The sequence below is a fragment of the Acinetobacter sp. YH16032 genome, assembly GCF_013417345.1.
Classification (GTDB): domain Bacteria; phylum Pseudomonadota; class Gammaproteobacteria; order Pseudomonadales; family Moraxellaceae; genus Acinetobacter.
This window is the reverse complement of the sequence record NZ_VPEE01000004.1, coordinates 41127-62360: the sequence shown is the minus strand read 5'-3', so window position 1 is coordinate 62360 and position 21234 is coordinate 41127. Positions and strand designations below refer to the sequence as shown.

The following is a 21234-nucleotide window of genomic DNA, read 5'->3' as shown; positions in this document are numbered from 1 at the left end:
CTCAATCACTCAGGTAATTTAAAGTTTGCAACTGATTTCCTTAAAGAATCAGCCATTTGAGTGAGTTCTGCTATCGATTGAGCAGTATCTAAGGTTGAAGCATGATTTTCTCGTGTGACATCTTGCACAAGCGACATTGTTTTCGCAATTTGCCCCGCAGCAGCTGACTGAACTTTTGAAGATGCTGAAATATTCGCAATCAGTTGAGCCAACTGTTTTGAAATCAACTGAATATCTGCAAGTGCTGCTCCTGCATCTTGAGCAAGTCCAGTCCCCTTAACCACCTCAGAAGTTGTTTGCTCCATAGAGCGAACGGCCTCATGCGTATCTAATTGAATATTTTTTACTAATATCTCAATATGTTTGGTCGCAGCAGTTGAACGTTCAGCTAAACGCTGCACCTCATCAGCAACACCAGCAAAACCTCGTCCAGCATCGCCTGCCATTGCGGCTTGAATGGCTGCATTTAATGCCAACAGATGCGTTTGCCCTGCAATGTCTTCAATGGTTGCAACAAAGTTTCCAATCTCTTGAGAAGATTCACCCAGCCTTTTAATTTTTTTAGATGTTTCTTGAATCTGCCCTCGTATTTGATCCATTCCATCTATTGATCGTTCAACCACTTCTCCCCCCTTCGCTGCGATAAGTACCGCGCGCTGAGCAACTTTTGCAGATTGCGCTGCATTTTCAGAAACGTGATCAATTGAGTCTGCCATGTCATGAATGGCGAGCGATGTATTTTGGATTTCACGAGCTTGCAGCTCTGAAGATTGAGCCAATTGTGAACTCATATGCTGAGTTTGATGAATATATCGGGTAACTTGTTGAGAAGCCTGATTAATTCTCATCACCAAATCACGTAAATGATCTATCGCTACATTAATTGAATCCGCGATTGTCCCCGTAAAATCTGCAGAAACCGCAGCATATTTGGTCAAATCGCCTTCAGCTAAATCACCAATTTCATCTAAAAGTCGATAAATCGCGGTTTGATTTTTCTTATCTTTATCCACCAGTTCCATTAAACGCAAACGATCTTCTTGGCTTCTTAAAATAAAAAGTTTAATCACTGCAAAGGTGAAGCTCGACAAACTAATCAACAATAAAAGTGACAGTAAAATCAGTAACCACGTCGAACCTGTGCGAATTTCATTGAGAGCTACTTGAATTTTTTGTAACTGAGATTCCGTGATATTGCTTTGAGACTCTAACCACAGTCGATCTACTTCATTTAAAGCTGGACTATAAAAATAAACTGATTTTACATTTTCAAGTTGTGAACTAAAAATAAGCTGAGAGTTTTTGAGAATCTGTAATGTGTAATCTGTAGGATTATCCTCAAACTGTTGAGTCTGAATAATCATCATTTGATTGAGATATTTCAGTTCCCCCACCCCACGACTTTGCTCCACCGTGCGCGGGAGATTAAACATGAGAAACAATAAAATCAGAAAAGCACAAACGAGGCTAATAATAGCCATGATTAAATAAGACTTCGTTTGGGCAGATTGCCCAAACAGCTCTGAAAACTGTTCAAGTTTTAACTTAAGTGAAGCTTTCCATCCCTGTGTGTTGGAATCTGAATCATTCACATTCCGACTGGTCTTTTTTAACCGTAAACTCACTCAGCTCCCCCAAAAAACTATTGCTGACTAGACGTTAAATTGAATTAGATGTGAACATGTGCTTTAGGCGATCATGCTCATATAGCTGACTCATCATCAGCACAGCTACAGGTGTTGAATGATCGAGAAAATAACCTTGGCAAAATGATCTATATGGTTCTGCGATCAAATCCGAACCGGCGCTAAAGGTATTATTCTTATAATGTTTTACACCGAGGACTTCATCCACAAGTAATCCAACACAGTCTTGCCCCACGTTAAAACATAAAATTTTAACATTAGCGTGTAATTGTGTGGTTTTACTCAGAGCAAATTGCTTTAGATCCAATACGGACAGTACTCGACCTCGCAAATTCGCCAAACCTAAATACCACGGCGGCGTAAGTGGTAATGAGGTAATGCTCAGTAAAGGGCTAACCTCCGCAATATCACCAAGTGGGGTAATAAATTGCTGCTGCTCAATTTTAAAACATACACCAGACCAGAGGTCCTGATTTTGCATATCACGGTACTCATTTGCTTGAGCCGAATTAGCATTACTGGCTTGCGTTAACCAGTGTTGTTGATCACTTTCATCTTGAATGATCATGCTGTGCCTGTATTTAAATATTGCTGAATGACATCAAGTAATCTTGATTCATCTACAGGTTTGATCAGGTAGTCGACAGCGCCTTGTCTTTTGCCCCAAATTCGATCCGTATCCTGATCTTTGGTACTGACAATGACAACTGGAATATGCTTCGTTACATCAGCTCTTGCAATTTGCCGAGTTGCTTGAAATCCATTCACACCAGGCATCACCACATCCATAAGTACAAGATCTGGTTGCTCTGCTTGCGCTAAGGTAACACCATCTGCACCATTGGTTGCTTCTAGCACTTCATAGCCATTTTTGGACAGAATTTCTTTAAATCTAAACATTTCTGTTGGAGAGTCATCTACCACTAAGATACGTGTCATATTTTATTTTCCCAGTACTTAACGTGAAGCGACAAGTTTACGAATCGCATTCAATAGCTCATCTTTACTGAATGGTTTCGTGAGGTATTCATCAGATCCAACAACTCGTCCTTTTGCCTGATCAAACATACCATCTTTACTGGATAACATGACCACTGGAATATGTTGGAAATTTTGTGAGTTTTTTAACAGTGCGCACGTTTGATACCCATCTAAACGTGGCATCATAATATCTACAAAAATAATATCAGGTCGAGTTTCAGCAATTTTAGATAATGCTTCAAATCCATCTACTGCAGTTACAACGTCATATCCTTCACGCTGTAATAAAGTTTCTGCGGTCCGACGAATCGTTTTTGAATCATCAATGACCATCACTTTAATATTTTGCAGATTATCATCCATTGAATGATCCTTCCTGAGATGAGATTTAAAGAAAAATGAAACGCTTAATTTAGAGAATAACCATTATTTTCTAACATAACATTACATTGATTTTCAATGCAGTTGAGTACTCGCGGAGAGATTGTGTCACAAAGCTTCATAGAATTTAAGGGTGAATCAGATTAAGCGTAAATTATTTAACGGTTTATATTTATAAATTTACCAGAACCACATAAAATGCTTGTTATTAAAAGCAAAAATTAAAAAATTGAATTGATATCACGGGGGCCAATTCCAATGTTTAATCTATCGCACAAATCAAGAATTGGGTTAAAGCATCTTCATCATAAAACATTCTTAGTGATCATGATGACATTTGGTTTATGTATCAGTGAAGCAATTGCTAATACCACAGTGACCAAACCGTCTTGGTATCGTTATTATGATAAAAATGGCGTAGCTAATATTAGTAGTTCGGTAACACCAGAGCATATTCGTCACGGTTATGAAGCACTTGACCGTAATATGCAAGTGATTAAAAAAAATCGACCTTATGATGCCGATAAAGAACAGCAACAAAGTGCTGTACGTACGCAACAAGCCAAACAACATGAACAAGATCTACGCTTAAAACGCGCTTATGGTTCTAGTAAAGTGGCTGCGAACAAACGTGATGATATGTTGAAAAACATCAACAAACAAATCACCTTTCAAAAACAACAGTACCAACAACTGGAGCAAGATCGAATATTGTTTAAAAAGCAGGAACAGACCTATATCAAGAAAGGGAACCCTGTCCCTAAAAACTTACAAGATCGAATCACTTATAATGCACAGAATATGAGTAATATCCAAAAAAATATTGAATCTTTACAAACAAACTATCGAAATACTCAGTCACAATACGACAATATTATCAAGCGCTTAAAAACTCTTGAATAAAGAAGAGTTTGTCTGAATGGAAAGGAATTATCACATGCCGAATGCGACTCGACACAGCAGTCAGTTTAAGAAATATCTCGTATTGGGAACGCTGTGTACGAGTTGTCTTTTAGCCGCTTGTCAAAAAAATGACGAAAGTGTACAGCCAACCTCATCTACCCCTCAAAAAATTGAATTAATACAACAGGACTTAGTCAAAGTTGAAAATGGGGTCTCAAATCTGAAATTTGCTTTCACAGGCACCATACGCGCTGTGAATCAAAGTACAATTCAAGCGCAAGTGACTGCCACTGCTAGTCAAGTCTCTGTACAAGTCGGTGAAAGGGTGAGTAAAGGACAAGTCTTGGTACGTTTAAATAATCAAGATAATGCAGCCCGACTCGCACAAGCTCGCGCTAATCTTGCTTCCGCACAAGCGCAGGCACAACAAGCTGCAAATATGGTCACTCGAAAAAAACGACTTTATGAACAAGGATTTATTTCTAAGGTTGAATATGAACAAAGTCAAGTGGAGCATAAAGCTCAACTCGAAACTGTACGAGCTCAGCAAGCAAATGTGGATATCGCACTGAAAGCCGATGCTGATGGATTAATTCGTAGCCCCATTTCTGGCGTAATTACCAAACGTCAAGTCGAACCTGGTCAAACCGTTTCAATGGGTCAAACATTATTTGAAATCGTAGATCCACAAAAATTGGAGATTCAAGCAAAACTCCCTGTCGAATCTCAACATGCGCTCAACATTGGAAACAACATTGAATATAAAATTCAAGGGACTACCCAAAATTATACTGCCAAGTTAACACGCATTTCCCCTATGGCCGATCAAATCAGTCGTCAGGTTGAGTTTTTTGCTCAACCGAATGAATCAATCAATTCACTGAGTATTGGTGCTTTTGTCGAAGGTTTCATTTTAGATGACAAACAAATTCAGGGGCAAAAAATTCCTCTTGATACTATTCAAGATGCAGATGGCAAACCTTATCTGTGGATCATCCGTGATCAGAAAATTCAGAAAGCCAATATTCGAATTCTGGATCGACAACCCAACGAGAATATTGCAATGATCAGTGGTCTTCAGCCAACGGATTACATCAGTAGAATTAAGTTTAATAATGATGACTTAAATAAAACAGTCTCAATTGCTTCAAAGTAAGACAGGATCTGAACTATGTGGTTAACTCGAATCAGTGTGAAATATCCTGTCTTTACGATCATGATGATGCTATGCCTGATGGTATTGGGCTTATCATCATGGCAACGAATGGGAGTTGAAGAATTCCCTGATGTCGATTTCCCATTTGTGGTCGTGTATACCACTTACCCAGGTGCTTCTCCTGAAACTGTTGAATCTGAAATTACCAAAAAGATGGAAGATCAGATCAATACGATCTCAGGTGTTAAACAAGTGATATCGCAGTCGAGTGAAGGACTCTCTACAATTATCACTGAGTTTAATTTGGATGTTCCTTCAACCGTTGCAGCTCAAGATATTCGAGACAAAATTGCGCCAGTGACAGCTGAATTTCGTGATGAAATTACTGATCCTATTGTTGAGCGCTATGACCCTTCCGCAGGTGCCATCATGTCGGTGGTATTTGAGTCTGAGAATATGTCACTCCGAGAGCTCAGCTCTTATTTAGATCAAAAAATTGTTCCTCAATTGAGAACTGTTCGTGGGGTAGGTACAGTTAATCTGCTAGGTGACTCGCAGCGTCAAATTCGTATTGAAGTTAATCCACAAAAATTACAAAGTCTTGGTGTTGGCGTTGATCAAGTCATTAACACACTAAAAGGCGAAAACATTGAAGTCCCTGGGGGCACACTCAAACAGTCAAATTCAGAGCTGGTTGTTGAAATTAAATCAAGAGTAATTCATCCCCAATCCTTTGGGGATCTCATCGTCGCGAGTAAAAATGGCACGCCAATCTACTTAAAACAAGTAGCTGAAATTTACGACAGCCAAGCTGAACTCGAGTCGAGTGCATTCATTAACGGTCAAAATGCTGTCGCGTTGGATATTCTCAGAAGCTCTGATTCAAATGTAATTGATGTTGTAGATGCGGCTTATAAAACACTAAACCGTATAGAACAACAACTCCCGAAAGGGACAACATTGAAAGTAGTTGTCGATACATCTCGAGGCATACGAGCAAGTATTGGTGATGTTGCCCGTACAATTATTGAAGGTGGTGTACTTGCGGTTGTCATCGTTCTACTGTTTTTAGGTTCATTTAGATCGACGATTATTACAGGCCTTACCCTGCCAATCGCCTTACTTGGTACATTAACGTTCATTTGGGCTTTTGGTTTTACCATCAATATGATGACTCTTCTTGCCCTGTCTTTAAGTATTGGTCTTCTTATTGATGATGCAATTGTGGTACGTGAAAATATTGTCCGCCATGCTGATATGGGGAAAGATCATGTGACTGCTGCTTTAGATGGAACCAAAGAAATTGGGCTGGCAGTTCTCGCAACCACTTTGACTATTGTTGCGGTGTTCTTACCAGTTGCATTCATGGGCGGTATTATCGGTCGTTTCTTCTACCAATTTGGCGTGACAGTGAGTACCGCCGTACTGATCTCAATGTTTGTCAGTTTTACGCTCGATCCAATGCTCTCAGCTCACTGGGCTGAACGTCATCATCCAAATAAAAAACCGAACGCATTGAAACGCTTCTTCAATGGGATCTCAAATAAACTTGATTCATTAAATGAAGTGTACGAGAAGCTGCTAAAACTGGCACTAAGATTCCGCTTTCTAACAATTGTCGTTGCTGTTGCTTCACTGTTTGGCGCGCTCGCGCTATCGAAAATGGTGGGAACAGAGTTTGTACCTGTTCCAGACAAAGGTGAAATTCGGATCAAATTTGAAACACCCGTAGATGCTTCACTCGAATACTCTCAGGCAAAGTTAAAACAAGTTGAATCTATTATTCGACAGCATCCAGAAGTTAAAGGAACGTACGGCGTTATTAATGGGGTGACTGATCGCGGGAAAAACCACGTAAGCATCCGAGTCAGTTTGAGTCCTCGCCAAGAGCGCTCTCAGACACTGACTGATTTAACCAATGAGTTTCGTGATCGACTACAAACAGTGGCGGGTATTACCCTCACCTCTATTGCTTCAGCAGATGAAACTGTGTCTGGTGGTCAAAAGCCTGTCATGATTTCCATCAAAGGACCTGAGCTAGATGAATTACAAAAAATTTCTGATCGCTTCATGGTGGAAATGGCAAAAATTGATGGTGTCGTCGATTTAGAAAGCTCGCTCAAGGAGCCTAAACCTACCCTTGAAGTGCATGTCAATCGTGTACTTGCAAACGATTTAGGATTATCAGTCAGCCAAATTGCCAATGTGATCCGCCCTCTCCTTGCTGGTGATGATGTAACGACGTGGAAAGACGAAAAAGGTGAAACCTATGATGTCAATTTGCGCCTCTCTGAAGATCAACGTACGCTTCCAAGTGACATCAATAATTTATATTTAAAATCGCAAAAAGTGGATGCGAATAATCAACCTATCTTGGTTCCGCTCTCAAGCGTAACAAGCACACAAGAAAGTTATGGTGCATCTCAAATCAACCGTCGTGATTTAGCACGCGAAGTCATGGTTGAAGCCAATACTTCAGGTCGACCTGCAGGTGATATTGGTCGAGATATTAAAGCATTGCAAGATAACTTCGAGATGCCTGCCGGCTATGGTTTTGAAACACAAGGTGCAAACGCAGATATGGAAGAATCGATTGGGTACGCTGTTACAGCCGTTACACTTTCTATTGTATTTATCTATATTGTTTTAGGCTCTCAATTCAATAGTTTTATTCATCCTGCGGCGATCATGGCCTCATTACCATTGTCATTGGTCGGGGTATTCCTTGCATTATTCTTATTTAACTCAACAATGAATTTATTTTCCATTATTGGCATCATCATGTTAATGGGATTAGTAACCAAGAATGCGATTCTCCTCATTGACTTTATTAAGAAAGCTATTGATCGCGGTGAGACACGTTTTGATGCCATTATTGCTGCAGGTAAAACACGACTTAGACCTATTCTGATGACCACGAGTGCGATGGTCATGGGGATGGTGCCATTGGCATTAGGCTTGGGTGAAGGAGGTGAACAAAGTGCTCCGATGGCGCATGCTGTCATTGGGGGCGTCATTACCTCTACCCTGCTGACCTTAGTTGTCGTTCCCGTTATCTTTACCTACTTAGATGACTTTAAGAATTTTATGGTACGTCAAACACGAAAATTCATGTCATAATGTAGAGAATTGTCATGAGGTGTCATTCAAAATGCTCACCTCATTTTTTATCGTATAATCTTATGCTTTAACGCTCATTATTAGGACAAATTCCATGCGCGCGAGTCGCTTTTTATTTGCAACGTTAAGAGAAACCCCAAGTGATGCTGAAGTAATCTCTCATCAGCTGATGCTTCGTGCGGGTATGATTCGTAAATTGGCTTCAGGATTATATTCTTGGTTGCCAATGGGCGTACGTGTGTTAAATAAAGTCGAAGCGATTGTTCGCGAAGAAATGGACCGTGCTGGTTCACTACAAGTATTGATGCCTGTGACCCAACCAGCAAGTTTATGGGAAGAATCTGGTCGCTATGTGCAATATGGTCCAGAACTTTTACGCTTTAATGACCGTCACAACAACCCATTTGTTCTCGGCCCTACACATGAAGAAGTCATTACTGATTTAGCGCGTAACGAACTCAAAAGTTATAAACAATTACCCGCTAATTTCTACCAAGTTCAAACTAAATTCCGTGATGAAGTTCGTCCTCGTTTTGGCGTTATGCGCTCTCGTGAATTCGTGATGAAAGATGCTTACTCATTCCATGCAGATCAAGCTTCATTACAAGAAACTTACGACACGATGTACGATGCCTATTGCCGTATTTTTACTCGTTTAGGTTTAGACTTCCGTCCAGTTCAGGCGGATACAGGTTCAATTGGCGGTTCAGGTTCGCATGAATTCCATGTATTGGCATCAAGCGGTGAAGACGATATTGCATTCTCAACTGAATCAGATTATGCAGCCAATATTGAAATGGCTGAAGCGATTCTTGTAGGTGAACGTGCTGCACCAACTCAAGAATTAAAAATTGTTGAAACTCCAAATCAAAAGACTATAGCTGATGTATCTGCTTTCTTAGGTACTGATGCAAAACAGTCTGTCAAAGCTTTGTTGGTACAAGGAGTCGCTGATGAAGGTAAAACTGCGCCTGTCGTGGCACTGTTCCTTCGTGGTGACCATGAGCTAAACGAAATCAAAGCTGAGAAACATCCGCTGATTGCATCACCACTTGCATTTGCAACTGAAGAACAACTGAGTGCTTTAGGCTTAACCGCTGGTTTTGTTGGTCCTCAAGGTTTAGTCGAAAAAGGGATTAATGTCATCGTTGACCGAGCAGCATCAGTTTTGTCTGATTTTGTTGCAGGTGCAAACGAAGCAGGCAAACATGCGACGGGTGTGAACTGGGAGCGTGATGCTCAATTCACTGAAGTTTATGATCTTCGCAATGTTGTTGAGGGAGATCCATCTCCAGATGGGAAAGGTGTACTTCAAATTAAACGTGGTATTGAAGTTGGTCATATTTTCCAATTAGGTCAAAAATACTCTGAAGCTCTGGGCTGCAAAGTATTAGGTAAGGATGGTAAACCATTCACTGTAACAATGGGTTGTTATGGTATTGGGGTGACTCGCGTAGTCGCGGCTGCCATTGAACAAAATTACGATGAAAAAGGAATTATTTGGCCTGCTGCTATTGCACCTTTCCATGTCGCAATCGTTCCGATGAATGCTCATAAATCACCTCGTACTGTAGAGGCTGCTGAAGCACTTTATACAGAACTTCAAGCTGCTGGTTATGACGTGCTTTTAGATGACCGTGATGAACGACCAGGCGTTAAATTCTCTGATATCGAAATTACAGGTATTCCGCACCGTATTGTTATCGGTGAAAAAGGTTTAGATGCTGGTACTTTTGAGTACAAAGGTCGTTCTGATACTGAATCAAGCAACCTGAGTAAAGAAGAAATACTCGCTAAAATCGCCCAATAATTTGAGCATAAAAAATCCCGCGATTCGCGGGATTTTTTATAGACCGTTGATATTCACTTTCAAATCTTTCACAGATGTACCAATAGCCCCAAAGCTTCCCATTGAGCCATTCGCTAAACCATTAAAGACCGTCGAACTACTCGCCCCCTCACGTCCCAACATCACATTGTTGAGACCAACATTCATTTTACTAGATTGTCCTGTATTTCCGATGTAAATACCTGAAGGTGCAACACCTGCATGGAAACCAGATAATGAAAAACCATTGTTTTGATCAGTAGCTTTAGCCTGAAAATCGAATTTTGCAGAAGAATTACCAGATACAAATGCAATAGGACAGCCTGAGCCTGTGCCACAGATTGATTGAATTGTGCCTCCAAACTGGACCATGTAGCCTTGTGGCACATTGCCTAATTGAACATTGATTTGAGGTCGTTGGGATTGATTTAATGTAATTTCAAAGTTTCGATCAGTACTGCCTATTTCTAAAATTTTAGCGACGCCAGGCACCAATTGCTTCAGATCATTATAAATCGATTTAGTTTGCGTAGTACTAGACACCTGATTACTGCTGGCGATATAGAGTGCGAATGGACTCAATTTAAACCCAGTAATTTGCTCCGCAAAAGTGATACCTATATTGGCATATGGCGTGCCATTGCCTCCGTCTGTATCAATTTTTGCATTGATTGTAGACGAACCAGGGGTATGACCTAAAAATTGAACCTGAATTGGATTACCAGTTGGACCTGCGACCACTAAGCCAGCAGCTTGTGAATAATTTTTTCCTAATATTGGATCTTTAATTCCGTCTTGATCAATGATCGCAGCCTGTGTGAACTGGATCTTATCCATTCCAATACCAATGCTGATCCCATCTTGACCAGTAGTAGATGAAAGAGACTGATCATCTAATGGTTGCATAGCAAAACACGGGAATCCCACCGCAGTGGTCAAAATAAGCAAACTGAATCGTTTTGTTTTTATCATATTCATGAGTCTATCCCTCAACTTTCCATATTTACTTATTAATTTCGAGGTGTAATGCGCAATTCACTATTCAAGCGACCGCCAGTAATAGCCAATTCGCCTAAACGAGCGCCAGCACCTACAGTTGGAGGATAGAAGTTGATGTCTCTTGCTCTAAAAACACCCGAAGTTGTCTTTTGAGGATTGAACATCAAGGCAGCATTCACACCTAATTGTCCCGCACCATTTTGATCTTTACTAACAACCAATGCATTATTAAATGCAATTTTACCTGTCAAACGGTCTAAACCAAGTGTTGAACCATTATGAGGATCGGTAATTTGGAAGGTGTTATTGTCACCTTTCAATTCTAATTCACCTACAAAAGATAAGTTCTGACCATCTTCAGCAGCATTATTTGGAATTAAAGAAAAATCAACATCACCACCAAGACGTGATTTCACCACAAACATCACATCATCAGCTAAAGCAAAATTGTTATCTGGTGATGAACTTCGCGTAGCACATCCTGCTGCTCCACTATTTAATTTACAGGTTTTATAAATGGTACCTGGCAGATATCCCGCAGCAACTTCTGTTGATAGAACAATCAACATATCGCGCAAGCTGACATTTACACTACCATTTTCTACGCCCATATTTCCTGTACCCTTCGCGTACAGATCAATATTACGTAAACCCATATAGTAATCGGTTGATGTTGCCGTATCTCCACTGCCTACCTTACCTCCATCAACCACTAAAATTGACGTGGTTTTATTGCCTAGCGCTTGACCATTAGCTCGATCTACCCCAGAGGTACTCATTGCAAAAGACAAACCAATTCTTGAGGTATTACCCGCTGTAGCAATCATGTTTTTAACAACATTGGAGCCTGCTAATGTGTAATAAAAAGCTTGATCTGCACGAACTGATGTTCCATATAGAGCGAGATTGGCATTCAGATTATAAAAAGGCAGTGCCAAGCCCCACTCATTTTTAACATTTGTATTCGCAAACAAGTTAGCTGCTGGTGTTCCTGCACTATTGGTAAAACGTCCACGGCGGGAAATAGACTGAAATTCAGCACCACGAATCGCAGCAATCAAGCTGTATGGATTATCACCTGTCACTGCATTATGAATTTGGTGCTGATAATCAGTTGCTAAGGTTAAATAACTTCCATTACCAAAACGACTTTTTTGGAACACTTCGTTTTCAGGTAAGCGCAGTGTTTTTGTATCGGCTAAATTGAAATACACATTACCACTGTCAAAAGATGCTCGAGTATTTGGTCTTAACCCTGTTAAGTTACTAAACTCAAAACCGTATGCATTTAGACCTGCCCCACCAATTTCTAAAGTCGTTGCTTGTCCATCACTTCCGAGCATTGAATCATTGTCTTTGGTAAAGTCAGCTTTCATACGGAATCCGATTCCAGAATCACCAATTACACTATTACTAGATGAAGCCGTTGGACTATTGGCATTTCCTAGAACACTTTCATTGCCTTTTGTACCACGAAATTGCAACGATGAATTGACCATTCGCCCGCTGGCACCTACACGTATGAGACCTTTAGCTCCTTGAGGATTATTCGTATTGCTATTTAAAGCATATGGGTCATTTGAACTCACGTTCTTATTCAACATTACTTCAATATTTAGACCTGAGTTTGTTGTTTCACCCTCAGCACCTGACTTACCATTGCCATAGGTTCCTGTGTTAATAAATCCTGCTTTTTTTGAAGCCGAATTTGCAACACGGTTTAAATCCACATAACCCAAATTATCATTAGGCGTACTACTCATACCGGCAACATTATCTGTCGACCCTGTACGTGTATTCGATTGCATTCTCAATCCCTCAACTTCATCCACAAACATGGCACCACGTGCTTTGAAGTTGAAATTGAAGTTGTTTAAAACAAGTTTGTTGAGTTGGTTTCGTGCGTCAGTCTGCCCTAAATAGATATTGGCATTTTTAATCCCTAGTGCGATTTCGCTAAGATTCTCTTTGCTGAATAATCCGTGAATCGTTCTAAGTGATAAATCAGTATTCGAAGTAGTTTGTAAAGCCAATTGACCCATTGAAAAACTACAACGGCTTGAACTCTCGTTATCACAAATTCTGAGATTATTCATGGTCACTAAAGCAGGTGTCACACTGGCATTGAAGTCTAAACCTGCTTGGTTCGCATTGCTTCCAGCATTAATTTTAATATCTGCCCCTAATGTTTGATTAGAGACATTACTTTTTCGAATAGAGACATTATCTGCTGTTGCCTGCAATGTATTATTGGTTGCTCCACTACTGCCACGACCAGCTTGATCTTGCCAATAGACCTGATCCATGTTGGCTTCAGTCAATGTTGTCGAGATATGCACACCATCTTGACCATTTACATTTCGCAAAGCTTCGTCATGCATCACTTCTAAAGCCATGGCATGACCACTTGCAAGCAAGATACTCAGGCTTAATGCATTCATAACCAGCAATGAGCTGTGATTATATTTTTTATTGTTCATCACATTTCCTTATGCATGTTTAATTTCAACAACGCTGGTGACTGCCGTCACAACCAAACATCATGACTTTACCCTGAACAGCTAAATTACCATTCATTTTTAAACCCATAAAACCAGTTTCTCGCCCATGGTCATATGCAGAACGAGGAGCATTAGATGAATCATAACGTGTCACTTGCAGGTAACCATAGTCAGCAGGACTTGTTCCTACACCCTCAGTGGTGGCATTACTGGTAAATTTATCCTGACCAAAAGCCAAAGCATCAAAACCAAAATTACGAATTTGAATTGGCTTAGATGCATCAAAGCTCAGTTGCATCGCTGCTTTAAGCTGATCAGTACCAGAATCATTTTTATAGCTGAGATCCACACCATCCAAGCCAATCTTTTGAATATTTAGAGTGCCCTGAATCCCTTTAAAAACAAGCCATAATTTAAAACCATCTGTACTACTTGCTTGACCATCTTTGATATAGCGATTATTAACAGCAAGCGCGAGACGACAATATTCCACATCCTTACACAGTGCATCATCAAACACATAACGTTGAACATTATTCTCAGTCACTAACTTTTGGTTTAAAGAAAGTTTTAAAGAGAGATCAGCTCCAGCTTGTCCTTCAACATTTTTTAAAGCTTCATCTGACATGGGCTCAAGTGCATAAGTCATTGATGCTATAACACTGAATAGGACAGCGACTAATGAATTTTTCATGAATACTCTCCTATAGTCCTTTTGTGGTGATTTTCATATGCTGAATAAGAACACCATCAATGACCGCAGAACCCATATTTTTAAAATTTGATGCTGGCAATGCGGCATTAGGCGTTTGGGGAATTGGATTGACTGCACCAAAACTTATACCTACTGCATCTGATCCTTTATAAGCACTTAAAGTATTATTCGCAGCGTTATAAGAAGTACTTCCAATAGTGATACTGCTATGTGTTGCATTCGTCCCTTGATAGCCATTCAAACCATTGTTACCACATTTATAAAAGTTACAGGTTGAGCCTGCATATTCTGTCGAGTTTGGATTGCTATAATCTGTGTATATTTTTTTATAAATTTCAGGTTTATTTGGAATACGCGTGAGTTCCAAACTAAAGTTTTTACCATCAGAGCCTAGAATCAAAGGCTGATAGAGTGAACCCAATACGATATTGGCATTCAAATTATGAATAAAGATACCCTCATTGGCATCAAATACTGGTGCCAGAGTATTGTTGATGGCAGGGGTTTGTAAATTAGGAGTGTCTGATGTTTCACGCGTACTCAGTCTAAGAATATTGGCTGTTTTATTCCCCGTCGTCAGATTTTGACCATCACCTGAGTTCAAACGCACAAGTCCAGCAACACCCAAGGTGTTGTTATAAAATGCACTCATGCCTGCTTGGTTACTTGCACCATTTAAAGTTTGAAAGATTTTTATATTACTTCCATTAATGGAAAAATTATTCCAAATGGCCTGTAAACGAAGTCGATTAGCACGATCCGCATTACTCGTTCCTGCTTTTTCACCCAATTGGTAAAGTAGTGGATCCCCTTCTTTACGAGAAGGATCAAGCACAAAAGCATCCGCCCACATGGCCATCTTCAATTTGTAAGCATCAAGACCATTGGCAGCATCCGTAGGACGAACTGTGTCCATTAATGGAGCTTCAAGCGTCAAGAATGGAACCTGACAGCTAGGATCATTACTTATACATGTTTTATTTAAATCAAAATTTGGAACCTGATTTTCAGTACCGACTCGAAGTAGCCATGGATTGGTTGCTGTTCCCCATGATCCTATACGTGCATCTTTATCTGTCGCAGCTAAGCGCGTATTGTGATTATTATCAGATTTAGATAATGCGAGACCATACACGAACAAATCAGCCTTACCCACGGAATGATCTTCTGACCCTACTGTTCCATTTTTATTGGTATCCAATGCCGCATCCGTTAAAGGACCCACTGGAATGAGATGAATATATCCGGTATCTTTTTGGCGATTCATTAAATCTGCCGCAGTTGAATTTTCCCCTTGAAAAACAAAATAAGCATCTTGAGGAATCATGGCGACACCCTCACCAGTCGTCGCACTTAAATTTTCATCCGAAAGAGGCTGCAATGCATAGACCGAAACCGTAGTAAGCGTCATTAAACTTGCAAGTAAAGTCTGATTAAATATGTTCGTATAATTAAGTGCCATCTCGACCTTCCCGTATACGATGCCTTGCACCATATTTATATTTTTAATTGTTCAGAGAAGAATTCCATGCTTCTCTTTTAATATTAAGATTACATCACAGTTTATAGTATATAAATGAAGTGAAATTTGCAAAAAATTGCGATTGGGTTGGCATTTTTTCCGATAAATGAATAAATTCAATTTTTCAAATACTTATAAAAAAAGCAAACTCATTGAGTTTGCTTTTTGCATGAAGTCTTACAATTCAATACTTAGGTTTTAGGTAAAGTTACACCTGTTTGACCTTGGTATTTTCCACCACGATCTTTATAAGATGTTTCGCACACTTCATCAGACTCAAAGAACAACATTTGAGCAACACCTTCACCAGCATAAATACGTGCAGGTAAATTGGTTGTATTTGAAAATTCCAAGGTCACATGACCTTCCCACTCTGGCTCAAGTGGCGTCACGTTTACAATAATACCGCAACGTGCATAGGTTGATTTCCCTAAACACACCGTCAAGACATTACGTGGGATACGGAAGTATTCTACTGTACGAGCAAGTGCAAATGAGTTAGGTGGAATAATACACACGTCAGCTTCGATATCGATAAAACTTTTATCATCGAAATTTTTTGGGTCAACAATAGCAGAGTGAACGTTTGTGAACACTTTGAACTCACGCGCACAACGAACATCATAACCATAGCTTGAAACGCCATATGAAATGAGTTTTTGACCATTTTCATCTAAACGAACTTGGTTTTCTGCATACGGTTCAATCATGCCGTGTTTTTCGCTCATTTCGCGAATCCAACGATCAGACTTAATAGCCATTTATTTATTCCCAGAATACATATTCAATTACTGCGCTGTACTTTAACTGAAAACCCCGTCAATGGAAATAACCCACGATTTGTATTCCTGTTCAGTCTGCTGCGGTGAATCATCTTAAAGACTTAACAATGCCGAATAACTCATTGGAATTGAGAAACTCATCAGGACTAAGGATGCAGTTTTTTGCATATTGGACTGGTTTACCCATTTAATTTTATTATTGGCTAACAGCGACCCAATGAGTGTCCAAATAAAAGCGATGGGTAGGATCAATAAAATAAACATCAACATGTGCGCAATATAATAATCTACACTCACCCAAACAATTGCAGGGAAAATAGCCGAGGCAAAAAGCAAAGCTTTAGGATTGAGTAAAGTTGCACAGAATAATTCAGAAGCCTTGATGGTGGGCTGATTCAACTGATGTTCTACGTTGGCAGTGCGCCATAATTTGATGGCCAGATAGATAATATAGAATGAACTAAATAATTTTAATATCACTGGCAAAATTGGCAAATGAGTGGTGACACGACCAATTAAAAATCCCCATGCAGTGATGGCAATAAGATAACCTAATGCTTCCGCGGGTATTAAGCGAAATGACTTTTTAATACCTACCTGTATGCCTGAAGATGCAAGTAAAGTATTGGTTGGTCCGGGTGTGAATAAAATCGTGGTAACCAACGCAATAAAGAGCCATGAAATCATAGGATGACCTCGCTGATAATGCGCTCAGATTAATCAGGATTATTTCAATTGGCAAAATATTATTTGTGTGAAAATTTCTCAAGAATGAAACACAATTTTTTTTGTAATATTTTTCATCAGGTTAGTTTGTCATTTAAATTATAACTCTGAAGTCACACAATGTAATCGAAACGAAAAACATGATGTACTCTTGCAAAAATGCTTATAGCACGTTCTTCATCGATGAAATTCAGCATCACAGTCCATTCACGCTGTGATGCTGAGTTCAAGCATTAATTTGACTGTTGTTCAGCTTCTTGAACCTGAATATTTAAAGATTTCTTTTGGAATTCTTTAGGATAATCAACATAAGGAATAATGGCAGCAGAAGCTGTCGTTGACAGAATGAGAGAAATCATAACCATCTTCATTGCAGTGATTGAACGCATTTCTATACCCATATAACGTGAAATTTCACAAAATATTTTAGGTAGAAAAATTAGAGTAAATAATCCTAAAACGACGAACGGTCAACAAAAAAACTTGCCTAAGTCAGACTTAGACAGGTTTAACATTGGGTCTTTTCAAATACTTAGAAAATCCGACTTTGATCTCTTTCAGCTTTAGGCAATGCAGCTGCAATCTTCTGTGCAATTTCAATATAACTATCTGCTGCATCATCACCAATCAATACAGATGGTTTACCTTCATCGGCATGCTCTCGGATTTTCGCATTCAATGGTAAACGTCCAAGTAATGGAATATCGTATTGTTCCGATAACTTATCGCCACCACCAGTACCAAAGATTTGCTCTTCATGGCCACAGTTTGAACAAATATATGTCGACATATTTTCCACCACGCCCATCACAGGAATTTGAACACGGTTAAACAATTCAATACCTTTGGTCGCATCCATCAATGCGACATTTTGTGGTGTCGTCACGATCACTGCACCGGTCACTGGAATACGTTGTGCCAGAGTTAATTGAATATCCCCTGTTCCTGGTGGCATGTCGATCATTAATACATCAAGATCAGGCCAAAGGGTTTGGTTGAACAGTTGCATCAATGCGCCTGTTGCTTTTGGACCACGCCAAGCCACAGGAGTATTGTGATCTCCTGTCAGATGACCAATTGACAACACCGCCATACCAAAAGCATCCAACGGTACAAAATGTTCTGCCTCGATCATTGGGGTTTTACCGGCATTGCCAAGCATCGTTGGGATACTTGGACCATAGATATCTGCATCCAACACACCTACTTTCAGCCCGAGCTTTTGTAATGCCAGAGCTAAATTTACCGTAGTGGTTGATTTCCCTACACCACCCTTACCTGACGAAACTAAAATCACGTTCTGGATACGTGGATGCTTAGGTACATCACGTTGCTGTGGTGCAGCTTTTTGAATCGGTGCTTCTTCTTGTTGAGGTTGGTAATTCGCATTCGCTTGTTTTACCGCATCTTGGCTTGCAGATGCATCTACAACAGGAGGCAGATTGGATTTTGGGGCTTCGGCTTTTTTGCTTGAACAGCTTTCACCTGCTGCATGGTTGTGCCCACAACCACCTTGTTGTTGAGCATGACTGCCTGTTTTTTGCTGAATGACATGCATATTCAGCTCTTTAATCCCACACTTTTCCAAAGCATCAGCAAGTTCATCGTGAATTTGCTGTAACTGATCTTTTTCACTTGGCACGGTATTAATGGTAATTTGCAGTACATCACCTTCAACATTGACCTGTGTGATTCGATCTTTCAAAAAATTGTCAGAATTCGGCAAAACGTAGTGTTGTAATACGTGTTGTACAGCCTCTTCATTCACCTCCTTTGAGGGTGAAAAAACAGATTTGAGTGAAGAAAGCCACGACATACCGTACTCCAAGTCTGGACAGAAACTGATAAAGGAATAGTTTAACGAGAAATATCAACAAGGTTAAGCAACAATATATTGATCCCCGTTTGATTAGAAATATGTTAGTCGAATTCCAACTAAATTAGTCAGCTTTTTTATTATTTTTATTGGCGTATTGCGAATGCTGTCATTGATACAGGCTATAAACTTGATTTCACTGTTAAACGCCTTGATTCATGTTGCAAGTGATTCATGCTTTGAACAAATAGCAACACAATAGCGAATTTTTCACATTAAAATTGAAAAGAATATAAAACCAAGATAACACTTCGATATGCCTTTAAAACAAAGAAATCTGAAACTTAAATTAAAAACACGCTCAATAACTGCCTTAATGAGCACAATACTCCTTCTACCAACTTTAGGCTATGCCGCCAATGAATCCCGAAGTTTTCGTACTCCTTCAGGACAAATCATCAGCTTAGGTGACTCTTATGCAAAACTAAGATCACACATGAAGCAGACGCCGACTTCAACTCAACATTATGAATGGAAAGAAGGAAAAAATCGTTTTACGGCTTATAGCTATACCTACGAATTTCATGATCTGATTTACACGTTTACTGTGGTGAATAATGAAATTAGAAAAATCGAATGGATTAGAAAAGATTAAAAAAAAAGCTCATCTGATGATGAGCTTTTTTGTGATCAATTTACTTTTTCAGTTGATCAATTTTCTCTGATGCTTTTGCTTTAAGATCCGCAAATTTATCACTCGCCTGATCTTTCAGGTCATGCAATTTATCTGCTGCTTGCTCTTTCAAATCTACCGCTTTATGTTTTAAATCATCTAAAGTTGAATGCGCTTCAGAAGAATGTTGCTCCGTATCATGTTTTAGATCATTCAGTTTTTTTTCACCTTCAAGCTTGGCTTCTGCTGCACCATGCTTCACTTGATCCAATGCTTTCTCGCCTTTCAGCTCAGCTTCCTTCGCCTTCAATTTCAGATCATCGCCGAGTTCTGAAGCTTTGTTTTTTAAGTCATCAATTTTATTATTCGACATCTTCAATCCTCTTTATCGCTTTGATAGTGAATCTTAGTTATATCGAAGATTTGCTGTGCTCATCGTAAATGTTTCGAATCACTACAATTTCTCACATGATGATGTAGAACACCACTACGCTGTAACTTTTTGAGTTGAAAATGATGAATTTAGGAGCGAATACTCGACATAAAGTTCAATGCAGAAAACAACCAAATAAATAAAATAAAGCTTCGTGCTTGTGTGAAATGCTCGACATCTGTGCCATGCAAAATATTATGACGTGTCGCAGTCACATTCGAGCTTGAATCCATTTTATAAGCCGCGAGTTCTGCAAAGTATGGATTAAGCTCAATGGCAATCTTAGATTTATGCCAAAGGCTCTTAATTTCATTGCCTTTTAAACCCGGTACAATTTTATAAACATCGACTAACTTCGTGCCATTTTGCTTTAAGAAACCTTGTTGAATCAGCACATCTGTCAGTAAACCTTCAAGTTGGGCATAAAGTAATGGTACGCAACCTGCATAACAGCCGAGTTTATACATTTTAAAAGCTTCGATAATCACAGGACGACGCAAGGCTTTATTCTGCTCATCGATCTGTATAGCATCGAAAGCGGTCAACACATCTTTTTGAAAAGCTTCAGTGTTAATAACATCAAGTAAGTTAAAACTTTGCACATCTTCATAAGCATGAATTTGTTGCCAAAAATGCATCAGGTTTAACGCATCATTGGCAACTTTCGAACCGACAGGTTGATCCAACTGATCGGCAAGCACATTAAAATATTCATCTTGCTGGGCAAGTTCACGTAAATGATTGACTAAAAGTGTATGTTCGTCTTGTGAGATTTGATCAAGATAATCCTGTGCCTGATTAAGAATTTGCTTACCCAGAGTTGGTAAGCCCTGCACATTCGATTTGATGCGTTTTACAGGTTGCTCATCTTCATAATCATCAAAATCGTCATACATGGTCAAACACTCAGGTGAATAGCAGGATATCTATTATCCCTGATAAGTCTGTAACAAAGTAGCCTTTCCACGTGCTCTAACTTTGTTAATAAATAAGAATTCATCAAAAGGCTCATGCAAGTCTCGCCTATCTCATGTAAAATTATCGCCCATTGC

Annotated in this window: 19 protein-coding genes; 5 read left to right on the top strand and 14 right to left on the bottom strand. The window is 39.5% G+C overall.

Annotated features, from left to right (window positions below):
- Positions 1 to 5: 5 nt before the first annotated feature.
- The 4 genes from FTV32_RS17725 to pilG are packed head-to-tail and all read right to left on the bottom strand — an operon-like array spanning position 6 to position 2990.
- On the bottom strand, positions 6 to 1625 hold the full coding sequence (locus FTV32_RS17725) for a methyl-accepting chemotaxis protein (RefSeq protein ID WP_180028067.1): 1620 nt from the start codon (positions 1623 to 1625) through the stop codon (positions 6 to 8).
- Positions 1626 to 1659: 34 nt separating this feature from the next.
- Positions 1660 to 2214, bottom strand: a complete 555-nt coding sequence (locus FTV32_RS04640) for a chemotaxis protein CheW (RefSeq protein WP_180028066.1) — start codon at positions 2212 to 2214, stop codon at positions 1660 to 1662.
- The gene (locus FTV32_RS04635; RefSeq protein ID WP_035269071.1) at positions 2211 to 2585 is read right to left on the bottom strand and encodes a response regulator; all 375 of its coding nucleotides are present in this window, start codon (positions 2583 to 2585) and stop codon (positions 2211 to 2213) included. Before FTV32_RS04635 ends, FTV32_RS04640 begins: the two co-directional genes overlap by 4 nt.
- A gap of 18 nt (positions 2586 to 2603) precedes the next feature.
- On the bottom strand, positions 2604 to 2990 hold the full coding sequence (gene pilG / locus FTV32_RS04630; protein ID WP_035269072.1) for a twitching motility response regulator PilG: 387 nt from the start codon (positions 2988 to 2990) through the stop codon (positions 2604 to 2606).
- 276 nt (positions 2991 to 3266) lie between these two features.
- Here pilG and FTV32_RS04625 point away from each other — a divergent pair, with 276 nt between their 5' ends.
- The 4 genes from FTV32_RS04625 to FTV32_RS04610 all read left to right on the top strand — a co-directional run bounded on the left by FTV32_RS04625 (position 3267) and on the right by FTV32_RS04610 (position 9997).
- Entirely contained in the window at positions 3267 to 3911 is a 645-nt protein-coding gene (locus FTV32_RS04625) for a hypothetical protein (protein WP_257227584.1), read from the top strand.
- A 34-nt stretch (positions 3912 to 3945) separates the two neighbouring features.
- Complete coding sequence (locus FTV32_RS04620; protein WP_180028065.1) at positions 3946 to 5067, top strand: efflux RND transporter periplasmic adaptor subunit; 1122 nt, start codon at positions 3946 to 3948, stop codon at positions 5065 to 5067.
- A 15-nt stretch (positions 5068 to 5082) separates the two neighbouring features.
- Positions 5083 to 8187, top strand: coding sequence for an efflux RND transporter permease subunit (locus FTV32_RS04615; protein WP_180028064.1), 3105 nt, complete (start codon positions 5083 to 5085; stop codon positions 8185 to 8187).
- Between the two features lie 94 nt (positions 8188 to 8281).
- Complete coding sequence (locus FTV32_RS04610; RefSeq protein ID WP_180028063.1) at positions 8282 to 9997, top strand: proline--tRNA ligase; 1716 nt, start codon at positions 8282 to 8284, stop codon at positions 9995 to 9997.
- A 36-nt stretch (positions 9998 to 10033) separates the two neighbouring features.
- On the opposite strand, the gene FTV32_RS04605 is transcribed toward FTV32_RS04610, so the two are convergent.
- The 8 genes from FTV32_RS04605 to apbC all read right to left on the bottom strand — a co-directional run bounded on the left by FTV32_RS04605 (position 10034) and on the right by apbC (position 19076).
- Positions 10034 to 10993, bottom strand: coding sequence for a DUF6160 family protein (locus FTV32_RS04605; protein ID WP_257227583.1), 960 nt, complete (start codon positions 10991 to 10993; stop codon positions 10034 to 10036).
- Positions 10994 to 11025: 32 nt separating this feature from the next.
- The gene (locus tag FTV32_RS04600) at positions 11026 to 13494 is read right to left on the bottom strand and encodes a DUF6160 family protein (protein WP_180028062.1); all 2469 of its coding nucleotides are present in this window, start codon (positions 13492 to 13494) and stop codon (positions 11026 to 11028) included.
- A gap of 25 nt (positions 13495 to 13519) precedes the next feature.
- Positions 13520 to 14209, bottom strand: a complete 690-nt coding sequence (locus tag FTV32_RS04595; protein WP_179999378.1) for a hypothetical protein — start codon at positions 14207 to 14209, stop codon at positions 13520 to 13522.
- A gap of 10 nt (positions 14210 to 14219) precedes the next feature.
- Positions 14220 to 15692 carry a hypothetical protein gene (locus tag FTV32_RS04590; RefSeq protein WP_180028061.1) on the bottom strand — a complete coding sequence of 491 codons (1473 nt, stop codon included), beginning with the start codon at positions 15690 to 15692 and terminating at the stop codon, positions 14220 to 14222.
- Positions 15693 to 15943: 251 nt separating this feature from the next.
- Positions 15944 to 16513 (bottom strand): dCTP deaminase, encoded by a 570-nt coding sequence (dcd, locus tag FTV32_RS04585; protein ID WP_004694514.1) that lies wholly within the window; start codon positions 16511 to 16513, stop codon positions 15944 to 15946.
- 114 nt (positions 16514 to 16627) lie between these two features.
- On the bottom strand, positions 16628 to 17221 hold the full coding sequence (locus tag FTV32_RS04580; protein ID WP_180028060.1) for a LysE family translocator: 594 nt from the start codon (positions 17219 to 17221) through the stop codon (positions 16628 to 16630).
- 272 nt (positions 17222 to 17493) lie between these two features.
- The gene (locus tag FTV32_RS04575; RefSeq protein ID WP_155756999.1) at positions 17494 to 17649 is read right to left on the bottom strand and encodes a hypothetical protein; all 156 of its coding nucleotides are present in this window, start codon (positions 17647 to 17649) and stop codon (positions 17494 to 17496) included.
- 143 nt (positions 17650 to 17792) lie between these two features.
- Positions 17793 to 19076 carry an iron-sulfur cluster carrier protein ApbC gene (gene apbC, locus FTV32_RS04570; protein WP_180028059.1) on the bottom strand — a complete coding sequence of 428 codons (1284 nt, stop codon included), beginning with the start codon at positions 19074 to 19076 and terminating at the stop codon, positions 17793 to 17795.
- 376 nt (positions 19077 to 19452) lie between these two features.
- Between apbC and FTV32_RS04565 the strand changes: the two genes are divergently transcribed.
- Entirely contained in the window at positions 19453 to 19731 is a 279-nt protein-coding gene (locus tag FTV32_RS04565) for a hypothetical protein (RefSeq protein WP_180028058.1), read from the top strand.
- 40 nt (positions 19732 to 19771) lie between these two features.
- Here the strand turns inward: FTV32_RS04565 and FTV32_RS04560 are convergent, their stop codons facing one another.
- Together FTV32_RS04560 and FTV32_RS04555 are read right to left on the bottom strand one after the other, a co-directional pair.
- Entirely contained in the window at positions 19772 to 20122 is a 351-nt protein-coding gene (locus FTV32_RS04560) for a hypothetical protein (RefSeq protein WP_180028057.1), read from the bottom strand.
- A gap of 149 nt (positions 20123 to 20271) precedes the next feature.
- On the bottom strand, positions 20272 to 21078 hold the full coding sequence (locus tag FTV32_RS04555) for a hypothetical protein (RefSeq protein WP_180028056.1): 807 nt from the start codon (positions 21076 to 21078) through the stop codon (positions 20272 to 20274).
- Positions 21079 to 21234 lie beyond the last annotated feature (156 nt).

Excerpts from the sequence above, each read along its gene's own strand:
- FTV32_RS04640 (WP_180028066.1), bottom strand. The coding sequence starts at position 2,214 with ATGATCATTCAAGATGAAAGTGATCAACAACACTGGTTAACGCAAGCC.
- FTV32_RS04635 (WP_035269071.1), bottom strand. The coding sequence starts at position 2,585 with ATGACACGTATCTTAGTGGTAGATGACTCTCCAACAGAAATGTTTAGA.
- pilG (WP_035269072.1), bottom strand. The coding sequence starts at position 2,990 with ATGGATGATAATCTGCAAAATATTAAAGTGATGGTCATTGATGATTCA.
- FTV32_RS04625 (WP_257227584.1), top strand. The coding sequence starts at position 3,267 with ATGTTTAATCTATCGCACAAATCAAGAATTGGGTTAAAGCATCTTCAT.
- FTV32_RS04620 (WP_180028065.1), top strand. The coding sequence starts at position 3,946 with ATGCCGAATGCGACTCGACACAGCAGTCAGTTTAAGAAATATCTCGTA.
- FTV32_RS04615 (WP_180028064.1), top strand. The coding sequence starts at position 5,083 with ATGTGGTTAACTCGAATCAGTGTGAAATATCCTGTCTTTACGATCATG.
- FTV32_RS04610 (WP_180028063.1), top strand. The coding sequence starts at position 8,282 with ATGCGCGCGAGTCGCTTTTTATTTGCAACGTTAAGAGAAACCCCAAGT.
- FTV32_RS04605 (WP_257227583.1), bottom strand. The coding sequence starts at position 10,993 with ATGAATATGATAAAAACAAAACGATTCAGTTTGCTTATTTTGACCACT.
- FTV32_RS04600 (WP_180028062.1), bottom strand. The coding sequence starts at position 13,494 with ATGAACAATAAAAAATATAATCACAGCTCATTGCTGGTTATGAATGCA.
- FTV32_RS04595 (WP_179999378.1), bottom strand. The coding sequence starts at position 14,209 with ATGAAAAATTCATTAGTCGCTGTCCTATTCAGTGTTATAGCATCAATG.
- FTV32_RS04590 (WP_180028061.1), bottom strand. The coding sequence starts at position 15,692 with ATGGCACTTAATTATACGAACATATTTAATCAGACTTTACTTGCAAGT.
- dcd (WP_004694514.1), bottom strand. The coding sequence starts at position 16,513 with ATGGCTATTAAGTCTGATCGTTGGATTCGCGAAATGAGCGAAAAACAC.
- FTV32_RS04580 (WP_180028060.1), bottom strand. The coding sequence starts at position 17,221 with ATGATTTCATGGCTCTTTATTGCGTTGGTTACCACGATTTTATTCACA.
- FTV32_RS04575 (WP_155756999.1), bottom strand. The coding sequence starts at position 17,649 with ATGCGTTCAATCACTGCAATGAAGATGGTTATGATTTCTCTCATTCTG.
- apbC (WP_180028059.1), bottom strand. The coding sequence starts at position 19,076 with ATGTCGTGGCTTTCTTCACTCAAATCTGTTTTTTCACCCTCAAAGGAG.
- FTV32_RS04565 (WP_180028058.1), top strand. The coding sequence starts at position 19,453 with ATGAGCACAATACTCCTTCTACCAACTTTAGGCTATGCCGCCAATGAA.
- FTV32_RS04560 (WP_180028057.1), bottom strand. The coding sequence starts at position 20,122 with ATGTCGAATAATAAAATTGATGACTTAAAAAACAAAGCTTCAGAACTC.
- FTV32_RS04555 (WP_180028056.1), bottom strand. The coding sequence starts at position 21,078 with ATGTATGACGATTTTGATGATTATGAAGATGAGCAACCTGTAAAACGC.